Annotated in this window: 11 protein-coding genes; 8 read left to right on the forward strand and 3 right to left on the reverse strand. The window is 60.6% G+C overall.

The genetic code is table 11. From position 1 onward, the window contains the following. Positions 1-245 precede the first annotated feature (245 nt). Together AC06G8_RS07205 and AC06G8_RS07210 are read left to right on the forward strand one after the other, a co-directional pair. Positions 246-5,552 carry a WIAG-tail domain gene (locus tag AC06G8_RS07205; protein ID WP_480284855.1) on the forward strand — a complete coding sequence of 1,769 codons (5,307 nt, stop codon included), beginning with the start codon at positions 246-248 and terminating at the stop codon, positions 5,550-5,552. Positions 5,553-5,676: 124 nt separating this feature from the next. Beyond that, complete coding sequence (locus tag AC06G8_RS07210) at positions 5,677-6,927, forward strand: DUF445 domain-containing protein (RefSeq protein ID WP_480284856.1); 1,251 nt, start codon at positions 5,677-5,679, stop codon at positions 6,925-6,927. 290 nt (positions 6,928-7,217) lie between these two features. Here AC06G8_RS07210 and AC06G8_RS07215 read toward each other — a convergent pair whose 3' ends face one another. Both AC06G8_RS07215 and AC06G8_RS07220 read right to left on the reverse strand, forming a co-directional pair. Then, positions 7,218-7,526, reverse strand: coding sequence for a hypothetical protein (locus tag AC06G8_RS07215; RefSeq protein WP_447662203.1), 309 nt, complete (start codon positions 7,524-7,526; stop codon positions 7,218-7,220). A gap of 75 nt (positions 7,527-7,601) precedes the next feature. Beyond that, positions 7,602-7,874 (reverse strand): DUF3055 domain-containing protein, encoded by a 273-nt coding sequence (locus AC06G8_RS07220; protein ID WP_174806355.1) that lies wholly within the window; start codon positions 7,872-7,874, stop codon positions 7,602-7,604. A 288-nt stretch (positions 7,875-8,162) separates the two neighbouring features. Between AC06G8_RS07220 and AC06G8_RS07225 the strand changes: the two genes are divergently transcribed. Beyond that, positions 8,163-9,173 (forward strand): HRDC domain-containing protein, encoded by a 1,011-nt coding sequence (locus tag AC06G8_RS07225; protein WP_480284857.1) that lies wholly within the window; start codon positions 8,163-8,165, stop codon positions 9,171-9,173. Positions 9,174-9,250: 77 nt separating this feature from the next. On the opposite strand, the gene AC06G8_RS07230 is transcribed toward AC06G8_RS07225, so the two are convergent. Continuing rightward, positions 9,251-10,216: a hypothetical protein gene (locus tag AC06G8_RS07230; protein WP_480284858.1), complete on the reverse strand. Its 966-nt coding sequence runs from the start codon at positions 10,214-10,216 to the stop codon at positions 9,251-9,253. Between the two features lie 165 nt (positions 10,217-10,381). Here AC06G8_RS07230 and AC06G8_RS07235 point away from each other — a divergent pair, with 165 nt between their 5' ends. The 5 genes from AC06G8_RS07235 (at position 10,382) to AC06G8_RS07255 (ending at position 15,683) form a co-directional block, all read left to right on the forward strand. Further along, positions 10,382-10,843 carry a chemotaxis protein CheX gene (locus AC06G8_RS07235; RefSeq protein WP_447662200.1) on the forward strand — a complete coding sequence of 154 codons (462 nt, stop codon included), beginning with the start codon at positions 10,382-10,384 and terminating at the stop codon, positions 10,841-10,843. Positions 10,844-11,098: 255 nt separating this feature from the next. Further along, positions 11,099-11,872: an SDR family NAD(P)-dependent oxidoreductase gene (locus AC06G8_RS07240; RefSeq protein ID WP_480284859.1), complete on the forward strand. Its 774-nt coding sequence runs from the start codon at positions 11,099-11,101 to the stop codon at positions 11,870-11,872. Between the two features lie 57 nt (positions 11,873-11,929). Further along, the gene (locus AC06G8_RS07245) at positions 11,930-13,552 is read left to right on the forward strand and encodes a DEAD/DEAH box helicase (RefSeq protein ID WP_480284860.1); all 1,623 of its coding nucleotides are present in this window, start codon (positions 11,930-11,932) and stop codon (positions 13,550-13,552) included. 111 nt (positions 13,553-13,663) lie between these two features. Then, entirely contained in the window at positions 13,664-14,440 is a 777-nt protein-coding gene (locus AC06G8_RS07250; RefSeq protein ID WP_447662197.1) for an ABC transporter ATP-binding protein, read from the forward strand. After that, complete coding sequence (locus tag AC06G8_RS07255) at positions 14,424-15,683, forward strand: ABC transporter permease (protein WP_480284861.1); 1,260 nt, start codon at positions 14,424-14,426, stop codon at positions 15,681-15,683. The genes AC06G8_RS07250 and AC06G8_RS07255 overlap by 17 nt, the downstream gene beginning before the upstream one ends. The last annotated feature ends 14 nt before the right edge of the window (positions 15,684-15,697 follow it).

Genomic DNA, 15,697 nt, shown 5'->3' on the forward strand with positions numbered 1-15,697 from the left:
ACCGCGAAAAGCTGGCTCCACCGGTTGGATCAGATGGGAAATGGACTCGATTCGCCTGCAGCCATCCGCATAAAGGCATGCTGATCCTCCTTTTCATGAGGAGCCGCAATGCTCGGGGAAGAGCCGGATAATTGCCGCAGCCTGCCTTTTTTTTGCGAACAGCTGTCCCATATGGAGTCAAAAGCCCAAGCATTCTGCATATAGTAGCGATAATGAAGCCGGGCAACAAGGAGTGGACAGAGGTTATGGCGAACAGCAGAAAAGGGAAAAGGCCGAAGGCCAGAAAAGTGTTCTTCGTTGAAGATTCCTCGATATCGGAAATCAACTGGCTCAATGAGGGGGAGGAAGGCAAGGGCGGGAAAACGGCGCAGGCCAGCGGGCATAGCGCGCTCATTCAGGAAGAAAAGGATCTGAATACAGAGCCTCTTCACTCGAATGGGCTGGAGAAGTCGGAGACGGATCTGCCGGAGAAGAGCGAGCTGTCGGGGAAGGCAGCCATGCCGGTGATCCCGGAGAAGGCCGAACAATCGGAGAGCGTGCGCAAGCCCGGTGACTCGGAGGAGACGGAACAGCCGGAGGCTCGGGCACAGTCGAAGGAAGCAGCGCCTGCTCCTGCCACCAGCGAGGAAACGGCCGCCCCTGCGGACCAGCGGCTGGCCGAGCGGCGGAGAAGCGGAAGCTCAGCCCCGATCGTTTATGCCTCCGATTTGGCCGACGGTTCCGTGAACGAAGCCAAGCTGGCGCCGGCGTCGGTGTCCCGCAGCAAGCTGCAGCGGGGATCGGTAAGCTCGGAGGCTATCGCGGATGCCGCCGTAGACAACGCCAAGCTCCGGGACGGAGCCGTCACATCGGACAAAATCGCCAATAAAACGGTGCTGCGCGAGCATCTGGCTGATGGAGCCGTCTCCGGAGCGATCATAGCGGACGGAGGCATCTCGGGAGCCAAGCTCCGCTCCGGCAGCATCGGTTCCGACAAGCTGGCGAACCGCTCCATCGTCGGCGACAAGATCGCCGAAGGAAGCCTGGAGGCGCGGCATTTAAAGGCGGGAGCCTTCTCCGGAGAGCTGCTGGCGGAATCATCGATCCAATCGATCCATTTTGCCGTGGAGTCCGTCGATACGCCTGCGCTGGCGAATGAAGCCGTGGACAACGCCAAGCTTGCGGCCGAATCCGTCACGGAATCGAAGCTTCGAGACGGCGCGGTTACTTCATCCAAGCTGGCAGAGGAAGCGGTGAACGCCTCCCATGTCGCCCCTTCTTCCATCGGGGGCAGCCATCTGGCTCCACAGAGCGTGGAGGGTACTCATGTCGCCGATGCATCCCTGGAAGGAAGGCATCTGGCTGCGGGAGCCGTCGGTTCCAGGGAATTGGCGGATCAAGCGGTCGGCTCCGACGCGCTGGAGCCGAATGCGGTCGGTCCCGAGCATATCCAGCCCTTCGCCGTTGCCGGAGACCATATCTCGCCGGGAGCGGTGTCGTCCGTCCATTTGGCGGATGCTGGCGTCGGCTCCGTGAACTTGCAGCCGGACTCGGTCACGACGATCAAGCTTGCCGATCATGCCGTCACGTCGTCCAAACTGGCTGACCAAAGCGTAAGCAAGTCCAAGATCGCGGATCAGGCGGTATCCAGGAAGCATCTGGCATCCGATGCGGTGGACGGCTCCAAGCTGGCTTCCGGAAGCGTGTCGGAACGCCATCTGACCGCTGAATCAATCGCTTCTTTCCATGTGAAAGACGGCTCGATCCTCGGAGAGCATCTGGCTGACGATGCGGTGACGGAAGAGAAGATCGCCGGAAACAGCGTCGGAACCGGGCATCTGAAGGACGACTCCGTGACGGCGAAGCAGCTCGGGAATGCTTCCGTCATCCGGTCCAAGCTGGCCGAGGATTCCGTCGGACCGGAGCATCTGACCGCCGAAAGCGTGCGAAGCCGCCATGTCTCCGACGACAGCATCGGATTCAGCCATCTTGCGCCCGGTTCCGTCCGCGCCCGCCAGATCGGGCCGTCCGCGGTGACGTCGGAGGCGGTTGGCGAAGCCCAGATCGCGGGAAGACATCTGGCGGACCGAAGCATCGACGCCAGGCACATTGCCGAAGGCTCGATCCGGACAGCGTCCCTTGCGGACGGCTCCGTGAGCCAGGAGAAGCTGGCCGACAGCTCGGTGAGTGGCCGGGCGCTGGCCGAAGGAGCCGTGACCGCAAGGCATTTGGCCGATTATATGGTGAACTCGCTCAAGCTGTCTCCGGAGTCGGTAACATCCGATAAGCTGACGGAGTTTTCCGTAACCGAATCCAAACTCGCGCCGGGAAGCGTGACCGAGTCGAAGCTGGCCGACAGCTCCGTTGGAAGCAGCCATTTGAAGACATCCTCCGTCGGAGCCGATCATATCCAGGATGCATCCGTCGGCAGCTCGCAGCTTCGTGCCGGGGCGGTAACATCCATTCATCTCGCAGGCGGCCTTATCGATTCGGATGCCCTGGCCGACCAGGCCGTGAAGGAAAGGCATTTGGAAGCGAACAGCATCAACGCCGCAGCGATCGCCCCGGAAGCGGTGCAGAGCGTCCACATCGCTCAGGAAAGCATCCTTGGGCTGCACTTGACGCCGCAGCTCATCCGTTCTATCCATCTGGCGCCGGAATCCATCCGTCAGGAGCATCTGGCTGCAGGAACGGTAGGGCAGGAGCAGCTTCAGGCAGGAGCTGTCAGCTCCAGGGAACTCAGGGAGCTGGCGGTCGAGTCGGCCCATATCTCCCCTGGCGCTGTCGCCTCCGAGCATTTGGAGCTGAGCAGCGTCAGACAGGAGCATCTTGCCCGACATTCGGTAGGAGAGGAGCAGATCGCTCCGGCAAGCATCGATGCTTCTCATGTGAAGGAGGGCGCAATTCAGTCCGAACATATCGAAGGCGGCGCCGTGAGCGGCTTCCATGTCGGGCTGGAGACGCTGGCGGGCAAACATTTCAAGCCGGCTTCGCTGCTCGGCTACCATATTTCGGCGGGAGCGATCGGAGCGGAGCAGCTGCATGAAGGCAGCGTGGAAGCCCGGCATGTTCGAGCCCGTTCCATCGGCTCCGCGCATTTGGCGGCAAGCAGCGTCGGCGGCGAGCATATCGCGCCTTCGAGCATCGGCAGCGGCCATCTGGCCATCGGCAGCGTGGGAAGCGGGCATATCGCGCCTTCGAGCATCGGCAGCGGCCAGCTGGCCGAAGACAGCGTGGGAAGCGAGCATATCGCGCCTTCAAGCGTAGGCAGCGGGCAGTTGGCAGCAGGCAGCGTGAATGGCGGGCATATCGCGGCTTCGGCCGTCGGGAGCAGGCATTTGGTCGCGGGCAGCGTGGAGAGCAGGCATATCGCCCGAGCCAGCGTAGACGGCGAGCATGTGGTCCAGGAGAGCATTACGGGGAACCTGATTGCGCGGCAAAGCATCACCGGCCTCAACTTGGCGCCGGGCAGCGTGGATTCGCTGCAGCTGGCGGAAGACAGCGTGACCGGCTTGCATTTGGCTTCCGGGAGCGTAAGCAGCGAGCATATCGCGCTGTCAAGCGTCGGAAGCGGGCAGCTCGCTGCCGGCAGCGTGGCAGGAGAGCATATCGCGCCGTCAAGCATTGGAAGCGAGCATATCGCGCCACTCAGCATTACAGGCAGCCAGCTTGCACATCATAGCGTCGCCGGCCGCCATTTGCTGCCGGGCAGCGTGAGCTCGGTTCAGCTGGCGCAGGAAAGCGTGAAGAGCCCGCACTTGGCAGCCAGCAGTGTCGGCAGCGAGCAGCTGGCCGCAGAGAGCGTGAAAGGCGAGCATATTGCAGCGGCGAGCGTGGGGAGCGGGCAGCTGGCCACTGGAAGCGTGACGTCGGAGCATATCGCGGCGGCGAGCGTGGGGAGCGGGCAGCTGGCCACTGGAAGCGTGACGTCGGAACATATCGCGCCGTCGAGCGTGGGGAGCGGGCAGCTGGCCACTGGAAGCGTGACGTCGGAGCATATCGCGGCGGCGAGCGTGGGGAGCGGGCAGCTGGCCACTGGAAGCGTGACGTCGGAGCATATCGCGCCGTCGAGCGTGGGGAGCGGGCAGCTGGCAGCAGGCAGCGTGACGTCGGAGCATATCGCGGCGGCGAGCGTGGGGAGCGGGCAGCTGGCCACTGGAAGCGTGACGTCGGAGCATATCGCGCCGTCGAGCGTGGGGAGTGGGCAGCTGGCCACTGGAAGCGTGACGTCGGAGCATATCGCGCCGGCGAGCGTGGGAAGCGGCCAACTGGCCACTGGAAGCGTGACGTCGGAGCATATCGCGCCGTCGAGCGTGGGAAGCGGGCAGCTGGCCACTGGAAGCGTGACGTCGGAGCATATCGCGGCGTCGAGCGTGGGAAGCGGGCAACTGGCCACTGGAAGCGTGACGTCCGAGCATATCGCGCCTGCGAGCGTGGGGAGCGGGCAGCTGGCCACTGGAAGCGTGACGTCGGAGCATATCGCGCCGACCAGTGTGGGAAGTCAGCAGCTGGCCGCAGGCAGCGTGACGTCGGAGCATATCGCGGCGTCGAGCGTGGGAAGCGGGCAGCTGGCAGCAGGCAGCGTGACGTCGGAGCATATCGCGCCGACCAGTGTGGGAAGTCAGCAGCTTGCCGCAGGCAGCGTGAAAGGCGAGCATATTGCGGCGTCGAGCATAACGGGCAGCATGCTCTTGGAACAAAGCGTTACCGGCCGCCACTTGGCTCCGAGCAGCGTGAACTCGGTCCAGCTTGCGGAAGAGAGCGTGACCAGCGCGCATTTGGCTGCCGGCAGCGTGAGTGGAGATCATATTTTGCCGTCGAGCGTAGGAAGCGAGCATTTGGCGTCAGGAAGTGTGGGCGGCGAGCACTTGGCGGCAGGAAGTGTGTCCAGCAAGCATTTTGCCTTTTCGAGCATAAATGGAAATCTAGTCCAGGAGCAAAGCATAACCGGCCGTCAATTGGCGCCTGGCAGCGTGAATTCCGTCCAATTGGCTGAGGAGAGCGTGACCAGCTTGCATTTGGCCGCCTGCAGCGTAAGCGGCGAGCATATCGCGCCGTCGAGCGTAGGCGGCGAGCAATTGGCCGCAAGCAGCGTGACGTCAGAGCATATCGCGCCGTCGAGCATAGGCGGCGAGCAATTGGCCGCAAGCAGCGTGACGTCAGAGCATATCGCGCCGTCGAGCATAGGAAGCGGGCAGCTGGCCGAAGGCAGCGTGACGATAGCGCATCTTGCCGCAGAAGTGCTCCGTCAGCTGACGCATCCGGCTGTACCGATTCCGGAGCCGACTCAATCACGTAAAAGCAGCAATCTCAACCAGCAGTTCGGGCTGACGGTATTCGCTTTCGACGACCGGGACGATCAGCTTGAACTTGAAGTGGCCTTCAGCGAGCCGTTCGAGGATGCCTCCTATGCCCTTACCGCGAATGCGGACCATCCGTATTGCTATGCGGCAATCAAGGCCAAGGAGAGGGAACGTGCCGTCCTTACGATCGTCCGTACCCGCATAGGTCCGGTGCCGGCCGGCAGCATCAACTGGATCGCGATCGGAAAAGGCCGAGAAAGCAACGAGTAACCTGCAAATGAAGAGGCTGCCGCCAGGCGGCCTTTTCTTTTGCCCTGAAATAGGCAAGATTTTGATTACAGCCCGAATTGTTTATAATCAAGGAGAACGTTTATTGTCGATCGGAGGAACAGGCATGAAAACGAAGTATGCCGCCGGCACGTCCCTCGCCGTCATGGCGGGCGGCTTTATATTGACGACGATCTTCACCAGCGAGCAGCACAACGCGCTGTCGCTGCTTCAAGGCGGCTTTGAAGCGGGGCTTGTCGGGGGAATCGCGGACTGGTTCGCAGTGACGGCGCTGTTCCGACATCCTCTCGGGCTGCGGATTCCGCATACGAACCTCATCATCCGCAACAAGGACAAAATGGTCAACGCTCTCGTGTCGGCGCTGGAAAACGAGCTGCTCAACAAGGAAAGCATCAGCGCGCGGCTTCGCCGGCTCAATCTCATCGGGGGAGCGGGCCGGTTCATCGTGAAGCAGCTGGCCAAGCGGTCCAACCGGGAAGCGGTGATCGGCGCCGCGATGGCGGTTGTGGAGCGGCTGCCGCTTGAACGGCTGTCAGCGTCTGTGCGCAGCGGGCTCGCCGGTTATGCGAGAGGCGTGGACCTTCGCCCGGCGGTGGAAGGAGCGGCATCGGCGATCATCCGCGACGGTCTTGACGAGAAGGCGCTGGACTATGCGCTCGATCAGGCCGTCGACTGGGTAGCCAAGCCGTCTACCGGCAAAATGCTGGGGGAGATCGCTCAGAAGAAGCTGCAGGAGCTGCAGGTGGGCGGTTTCATGGGCTTTGCCGTCCAAGCGTTCGCCGGCTTCATGAACGAGGAGAAAATGGGTGCGATGCTTCAGCACATGCTGCTGTCCGGCATCAAGGATCTCGGCACCCCGGGAAGCAGGCAGCGCGACAACCTGCTGCTGGAATTCCGCTCGCGAGTGATCGGAATTGCCGAGGATGAAGAGAAGCTCGCCGCAGTCAAGGGCTGGCTCGAGGGCAAGGTCGATTCGGAAGAAGCGGAGGCGTTTTTTGTCGCCCGCCTGTCAGAGCTGAAGGCTTTCGTGCTGCAATGGCTGCAAAGGGACAAGGAAGAAGGCGGACGAAGCCTCGTCCGCATCGCCCATGCAGCCAACGAGCGGCTGAAACGCGAGGAGGAGCTGGTCCGCAACTGGGAGGAGCGCTTGTCGGCCGTCCTGGTGAGCACGATCGAGGCCAACCATTACCGGCTCGGATTGCTTGTCCGCGAAAACCTGAACAGCTTGGACAACAAGGCTCTGGTCGAGCTTCTGGAATCCAAGGTGGGAAGCGACTTGCAGTGGATTCGGGTAAACGGGGCGGTCTGCGGTTTCCTGGTGGGCATTCTGCTGACTTTGCTCGGCTGGGCAGTCTAGGCGCGCGAACAAGCGGAAGCTTGCGGGCACTGCTGTTGCATGGAGTACGCTTGATCTGATCAAGGAAAGCAAGAAGTCACGAAAAAAAGAAGCCGCCTTCCTTGAACAGGGGGCGGCTTCTTGCGCGCTCTATCACCGAAGCCGCGCTGCGATTCGGAAGATGCTTCCAAGCTTCCACAGTCTTCCGGCAGCCGCCTGCAAGGCTTCGCCTAGCGGAGAAAGATCGAGCGGATATGGAACATGCAGACAGGCGAGGATCACCGACCTTCATCAATAAGTTCGGCTATCGGCTACTTGTCCTCTTGGACAGCCCGGCTGTCGGCTCCGCTGCGGTCGTCGCCGGGATATTCACGTTCCTTGCTGCCGTGCAAGGCGTGATTCTCATAGCCGAAACGGTTCGGCTGCCTCTGCTCCGGCCGCCAAGGGGTGCTTTTAACCGGCTCCTCTTCATGGAGGACAGCTCCGTAAGGGCCTTCCGGAAATTCCTCGAACGTAAGATCGTTGCGCTGCGACTCGACCGTGGACAGATCGGTGTATTTCTCCTGACGCGATTCTTCTGTCGCGAAGTCGGTGTCGCCGCGCCGAATGTCGTTGTCCATCCTTCGTACAGCCCCTCTCTGCTGCCGGGGGGTCATGCTCCCCTGCGTGAAGGCAGCTGTACTAGCTTTTCCCAATCAGTCGGTGAAATTCACTTCGCCGACGACAAGCGACAGGAAGCCGCCAAGTTCGGACGCTTCTTCCTCGTCCAGCTTGAACGTATGCTCCAGGTAGCCTTCCTCCTCCAGGTCGTCCTGGCCGATGATGGCTGTCTTGCCGCTCTGCAGATCGGTGACGAGCTTTTTGCCGTAGAAGCGGTTGGTCGTCGTGACGGCCAGATCGAAGCGCTTGAGGCCCGGCGTGATGAAGGTGACGAAACGAGTCGAGGTCTGCTCGGTCGAATCGGACATGAAATCATAATCTTTCAGCTGCAAGTGGATCCGTACCTCCTTCTCATCCGATGTAAGACGGGTCCGATCCAGTATAGCATGGATGTTATGCGGCCGCCGCTTCAAGGAGGATAAATAAGGCATTGCATATGTGCCGAGCCGTATGATAGGATGAATTTACCAGAACAAGAACCGAACGACCGGGAGGAAGCACCTCTCTTGCCTGCATTTGCAGGCGGGAGAGGTGCTTTTTGCGTTTCCAGCCTGATAATCGTCTTGATCTGGACCACAATCGGAGGTGCGCGAAAAATGCAGATCGTCTTTTTGAATTCATTCGAGAAACCGCTTGGTGACGGGAGAATCGACAACGCCCAGCTGTCCATCTGCGAGCAGCAGGGAACATGGTCCGTCGTATGGAACGGAGCCCGGCACGGCAGTGCGGAGCCCTCTTCCATATGGTATGAGGGAAGCTCCTGGGAGGAGATGATCACCGCTTTCCGGCATGGGGTCGCGGTACGGATGGGCGAAGGATTCACGCCGCTCATCGACGGCATGCTGGACGAGCGGCCGGCCGGCAAGGGAGGGATCATTTCCATGCAGCAATGCTACGGAGAGCTTCATGCGGATCACGAGCTGTTCGAAGCGCTTCGAGACTGGAGGCGGATCAAGGCTTCCTCCGAGAAGAAATCGGCCTATCTGGTGGCGACGAACCGCACCTTGCTCATGATCAGCTCCTATGTCCCGCATACCCTCGAAGAGCTTGCCCAGATTCCGGGGTGGGGACCGGGCAAAAGCCGCGAGTATGGAAAGGAGGTGCTGGAGCTTACGGGAGCGCGCACTCAAGCAAGGGCGTTCCCTCTAAGCTGGGTGAGCGAGGCTCTTGAGCCCAAAGCCTATATCCAGTGGCTCTACAAGCAGAAGGAGACCAAATTCAAGAACAAGATGGACAGGCAGCAGTGCAGCCGCCTCATTCTGGAAGGGATCAATCAGGAACGGACATTGGAGCAGCTGCTGGCGGATACCGGCCTGCAGAGAAGGGAGCTCATGGAAAGGATCGAGCAGCTGGAGCAGGAAGGCTATGATTTGGAGCCCTTGATCGCCAAGGAGCTGGAAGGAATATCGCAGGAGGAGCAGCAGCGCATTTGGGAGGCGTTGAAGGAGGAAGGGGACAAGTATCTGAAGCCGATCCTTCAAAGGGTTTACGGCACGGAGCCTGCACCCTCTGCCAAGGTCGACCTGATCTATGACCGGCTTCGCCTGGTACGGATGCGGTTTCGCCGCAGCGCCGCCGGCGGAAGCAGCAGCCTCGAAGCGATGTAGCACGAGCACATGAAACCTGAAACCGGGCGGATTCTTGCAAGGCAAGAAAAGGAGGCCAGTAGCCGACAAGGGCCGATTCATCGAGGGCCAGGCGGGTCCCGGAACCATTCCTCCATGCGGCGCACGAGCGCGGCGCGCAACTCCGCCTCGTGCCGGCCGAAATCCTCCGCGGCGGCGGCCGATTGTTTGGCCGCAAGGGACAGTGTCGCCTCGTTGCGGATGACGGAAGCTTTCAGCCAGCGGACGATGATTGCAAGCAGGCTTGCGGCTGGATCCACAAGGTCATGATAAGCTTCCCATGCATGTTCCGGCTCTACGACGGAATGCAGAGTCGATGAACCGACTGAATGCAAGGAGTCCAGCCCGTCTCTCCGGACTCGAGAATAGGCTTCCGGGGCGATGAAGCGCGAGGCGATCATGCTTTTGAGACCCCGGGGATCCTGCACATGCCTCAAGACAGCCAGCATGCCGCGCATGCTCTTGTTCCAGTCTTCCTTTTTGACGTAAGGAGCAAGATCCGCATGATGGACGGCGATCATGCATTCATAATTTTCGATCACGGTTTCCGGCAGAGGATCGGCGGCGGCCTGAAGCATCCATGCGTCGGGCCTGGTATCGGCCTCTAGGCGTGCATGCATAGCCAGTGCCTGGTCAAGGTTCATGCTGCGGCTGATGGCAATATCCCCGTCAGGAGAGACGCTGCCGTCCAGCTCCATGCCGGCATCAAGCAGCAGATGGATGATGAAACCGAGCGTGTAGACGACAGCTTCGTCAGACTCCGAATCATCGAGATGACGTCCGGAGACTCCGTCGAGCAGATCCAGCAGCACGGGCAGGGGATCCTGCCGGTGAAGCCGGTCGGCCAGCACGTTCATGAGAGATCGTTTCGGCCATGGCACCAGCCGATGGCAATAAAGAAAATCCGGGCCCAGGCACCCAAGGAGGAAGCATCTTTCCAGCTCCGGCGAAGACAGCAGGCGCCGCTCCCCTGAGTGCTCGAGCACCAGCCGGCCGAATCGGATATGGGTCCATATACCAGGCATGAGCGATCCTCCCCCTCTCCAAAATTAGAACCATGCTCACCTTGACCTTATAGGTCTTTAGTAGCGTTAATGGTTATATTGGTATACTTGCACTAGTTATTTTAGTATAATTGCTACCAATATAAGGTTGACGTGAAACTTGGTCTAAAAGGAGCATAAGTGCCGATGAGAGCTGAATTTATCAATCCGTTCCTGGAGTCCGCAGTCATGGTATTGGAACAGGTCGTCCAGATCAAACCCATGCCTGGGCCCATTGGCCTGAAGGTGCTGAGCGGCGCCAACGATTTTATATGGATTAGAATTCAATTGATCGGTCAAGTGAGCGGAGATATCATGTTCGGCATGAGCGAGGTGGATGCCTTGAATATCGTTTCGGCGATGATGGGCGGATTCCAGGTCGACGCGCTGGACGAGATCGGCCGCAGCGCCATATCGGAACTGAGCAATATGATCAGCGGCAATGCCAGCACGAGGCTGTCCAGCCAGGGAGTGCATGTAGATATTACGCCTCCGGCGCTGCTGCAGGGAGCGGAGCTTGATTTCCTGGAAACGCGCCAGGCGCTGTCCGTGCCTCTGATGCTGGAAGGAATCGGCCAAATGGACATCCAGGTATTACTTGCATCGTAACATAAGCCTGCCGGTTATGGCGTCTTTTTTTGGATGCCGGCACGGACAGAGAAATTAAGGCCGGTAGTGCAGCAACAGCATTTTTCCATGACGAAATGAAGCTAAGCTCCCCAGGGAGCTTTTTTTTGTGGCTTCGGCGGTGAGGGATGAGGCTGGCTTTCCCGAGCGGCCTGATGCCTTCTTCGAGATGGGGAGCATGCCGGCCAGCTTTGCTATCATATCGCTTATAAAGTACACTTGTAGCAGGTGATAACAATGATTCGCGACAAAGTAATCGTGGTTACAGGAGCGACCAGCGGCATCGGGGAGCTGATCGCCCGCAGGCTTGCCGACAAAGGCGCCATTCCGGTGCTTTGCGGTCGCAACGAACAAAGGCTTGCTGTGGCGGCTGCATCCATTGCGGGCCGATGCGGGAGCAGGCGGCTTGATGTGACGGACAACGAGGCGGTCCAGGCCGCGATGGACAGCGTGCTCAGAGAGTTCGGACGAATCGACGTGCTGATCAACAATGCCGGCTTCGGTCTTTTCAAGACTTTTGCCGACAGTTCCGTTCAGGAATTTGAATCCATGATGGATACGAATTATATGGGCATCGTGAGATGCACCAAGGCCGTTCTGCCCTCCATGCTGGACAATCGAAGCGGACATATCATCAATATCGCTTCGCTGGCCGGCAAGCTCGCTACGCCGAAATCAAGCGGTTATTCGGCCAGCAAGCACGCGGTCGTCGGCTTGACGGATGCTTTGCGGCAGGAGGTAAGAGGTCAAGGCATTGCCGTATCCGCCGTCAATCCGGGTCCCATCGATACGCCTTTCTTCGATCAGGCCGATCCTGACGGTTCCTACGTCAAGAACGTAGGCTGGCTCATGCTGAAGCCGGAGAAGGTTGCGGATCGCATCGTGCATCTGGTCGAAAAGCCTCGTGCAGAGCTTGATCTGCCTTGGATTGCTGCCGCCGGAGCGAGGCTGTACCGGTTGTTCCCAAGACTGGCTGACCGTATCGCCGGACCGATGCTGAACAAGAAATAAAGAATCCGCCTTCGCCCGAGCGAGGGGAGGCGGAGCGAACAAGGAGAACTAGACAAGATGTCATTAGATACTTGGAAGCAGCTTGGAATTGAAGAAGCCGCAGCAGGCAAGCTGGCGGAGAACGGCATCGGGGAGCCTACCCCTATACAGGCGCAGGCCATCCCTCTCCTGCTGGAAGGCAGGGATGTGTCAGCTGGATCGCAGACGGGAACGGGCAAAACTCTCGCCTACATGCTGCCGCTGCTGCAGCGGATCGATTCGACGAGCAAGTCGGTGCAGGCCGTCATCCTTTCCCCTACCCAGGAGCTTGCGATGCAGATCGTGCGTGTGGCGGAGCTGTACGGCGAGGCCTATGGAGTCCGTGTGCAGCAGCTGATCGGGGGAGCCGCGGTCAAAAGGCAGATCGAGAAGCTGAAGCTGAATCCGCAGCTTGTCATCGGAACGCCTGGGCGCATCCACGAGCTGCTGAAGCTGAGAAAGCTCAAGATGTCCGAAACCCGGACGATCATCGTCGACGAGGCGGACCAGGTTTTCGGGCTCGGTTCGACGAGCGAGGTGGAGACCATTTTGTGGGCGGCGCCCAAAGACAAGCAAGTCGCTTTCTTCTCCGCCACCTATCCGCAGGTTCTGAAGACGCTGGAGAAACGTTGGATGAAAAATCCGGAGCGCGTCGACATCGAGCCTGCCCAGCGCGTATCCGGCACGATCGAGCATGCGTTCATCGGCTGCGAATGGCGCGACCGCCTGGATACGGCACGCAAGCTCATCCGCCTGCTCAACCCCGCCTCGGCGCTGTTGTTCATCAACGATACGGACCAGATCGCCAACTATGAGGCCAAGCTGTCCTATGAAGGCTTCAATGTCGAGACGCTGTACGGGGATGCCAACAAGCAGCGCCGTGCCGCTACGCTGGCGAGATTCCGCGAAGGGCGCTGCCAGCTGCTGCTTGCCACGGATGTGGCGGCGAGGGGGCTTGATATTCCCGGACTTCCGCTCGTCATCAACCTCGAGCCTCCGGCAGACGCGGACCAGTATGTCCATCGCTCCGGCCGTACGGGCCGGATGGGCCGGGAAGGCCAGGTGTTCACCATCGCAGCGCCGGGCGAGCGTTATCTGATCGACAAGTACAAGCGCAAGCTGGATGTCGACATTCCGGAGCTGGCCATGTACAAAGGCAAGCTGGTCGATCCGGCGGATGTCCACCGCAAGCCGTCCCCTGCGAGAGGAGCTGCGGCTCCATCGCAGAAGGCCCGCACGACGCCGTCGCGGACGCCGCTGCTGGATCAGCTGTCGGGATCCGGTTCCGGCCAGAAGCCGCGTACTCCGCTTGAGTCCCGTCCCGCTCAGGAGCGGCATTCCCCGCTGGAGTCCCGTCCCGTACAAGAGCCGAGATCACAACGAGGCCTCGCGGCAGGGCAAAAACCAGCCGCCAAGGCTGATGTCTCCGGATTCCGGACATCAGCAGCGGGCAGCCGAAGCAAGGCGGCGGATTCTGCCGGCGGACGGCCGGAAGAAGCGGACCGCAGGCTCGAAGCGCAGCCTGCGGCGGGAATCGCCAAGCCGAAGGCTGCGGCAACGGCATCTTCCGGGCAAGGAGCCAAGGCGCGGAAAGCCAAGGCAGACAAGAACAAAGGGGCCCCGAAATGGCTGAAAGCCAAGCGGGATCAGCCCGATCAATAACCGCTCCGGCGCAGCAAGCCGGAATTTCTTGCCTTCAGGCAGACAGGCTTCCGCAGTGAATGAAGCGGAAGCCTGTTCCTGTACATTCTGCAGGCACGGGAGGGAACGATAGTGGCAGAAGCATTCGCAGAGGAAGATGTGCTGCAGGTCAGTCATCTTGTAGGAGGATACAGTCCGCGCAGGCCGGTATTGCATGATCTGGATTTTACGGTCAGGCGCGGGGAGATGATGGGGCTGATCGGCCTCAACGGAGCCGGCAAAAGCACGGCAGTCAAGCATATTCTGGGCTTGATGACGCCGCAGCGGGGAGAGGTCCGGATCCGCGGCGTCAAGCTGGAGGAGCAGCCGGAACGCTATCGGGGAGCATTCGCCTATGTACCGGAATCGCCGGTGCTGTTCGAAGAGCTCACTGTCGAAGAGCATCTGAGGATGACGGCGATGGCTTACGGCTTGCCGGAGGAGGATTTCCGGGAAAGATCGGAGAAGCTGATCGCGGAATTCCGAATGGGTCCCAAGCGCGGCTCGCGTGCGGCGCATCTGTCGAAAGGGATGAAGCAGAAGGTCATGCTCATGAACGCTCTGCTGGCCCGGCCGGATCTGTACATCATCGACGAGCCGTTTCTCGGCCTCGATCCGCTCGGGATCCGCTCGCTGCTGGACCGGCTTGTGGAAGAGAGGGAACGCGGGGCGGCCATCCTCATGAGCACGCATATCCTCTCGACGGTCGAGGCTTACTGCGACCGCTTCATGATTCTGCACCAAGGGCGGGTCAAGGAGCTCGGGACGCTGGCTCAGGTCAGAAGCTCGCGCGGAGCCGAAGGGCAATCGCTGGAGAGCATCTTCTACGGCATCGTGGAGGAGAGTGACGCCGATGGGCGAGACGCTTGAAGCGATCTGGAAAAAGAGGGCTTCGGCCTTTTACCGCGACTCCATGCCCTATGTCGGCTATATGCTCCGGAGCGGCGTTCCGCTTGTCCTTTTTCTTGTCATCATCGTAAGCGCCGTTTACTATACGGAATTCATTAAGCAGGTGCCGGCCGACTTTCCCGTCATCTCCGCAGGCGCTGTCCTGCTGACGCCGGTTGTTTCCTGGAGCCCTTTGCGGACTTGGCTGCAGCCTGCCGACCTCGTCTTTCTCATGCCGAGGGAAGCGCATATGGGCGCTTACATCCGGAGATCCTTCCGCCATAATCTTCCGGGAGGGCTTGCGCTTGCCGGCATTGTCCTGCTGCTGTTCTGGCCGATACTCGCTGGCGCGGCCGAATCGGCTGACGCCTGGAAGCCCGATCTCTGGATCACGCTTGCTGCCGTTCTGATCATGAAGGCAGCCAACAGCCTGGCTGCTTGGCGGGAAAGGCAGGCGGCTTGGCCGTCGGCCCGCTGGACGCTGCGGCTGCTGCGCTGGTTCCTGACCGCTTGGGCGGCCGCGGCCTGGCTGGCCTTCCTTCCTTGGAAGGCCGCTGCCTTCACCGCTCTTTCCGGAGCTCTCTGGTGGGCGGCTTCACGGCCGGCAGCCCGCCAGAGCCTCCCATGGGAAACGTTGATCCGCGAGGAAGGCCGGACGCAGATCCGCTATTACCGGTTTTTCGGCTGGTTCACGGATGTGCCCGGGCTCGGCTCGGCAGTCAGCTCCCGTCCTTATCTGAGCTGGCTGTCCAAGCTCGTGCCGCTGCGCAGACAGAGCACCTATACGTACTTGTACAGTCTCAGCATGGCCCGCACGGAGCTTGGGGGCATGCTGCTGCGCCTGACGCTGCTCGGCATGCTGTCCTGCTACTGGCTTGGCGAAGCCGCCTGGCTCGGAGGCTGGGGAACGGCCGCCGCGCAGCTGCTGTTCCTGCTGATCGCCGGCCTCCAGACTTCTTCTCTCGGTTCCTGGCATCAATACACGGTATGGCGACATGTGTATCCTCTGCCGGAGAAGGAGCGGCTGCACTCGCTTATCCAAGTGGACAGGCTCGCGCTGCTGATCATCCTGCTGCTGCTCTGGCTCGCCGGCAGCCTGCCTCTGCTGCTGCAGGGCAAGCCGCTGGCCGCTGCAGCGGCCGCCGCTGCCGGAGCGGGATACATCCTGCTCCTGCGTCCCCGCCGGCTGACGAAGCGGGTGCTCGCGGACGAAGACGAGGATTGAGCTCCAGCCGCATT

The organism is Paenibacillus sp. SJS-P3 (assembly GCF_056711585.1).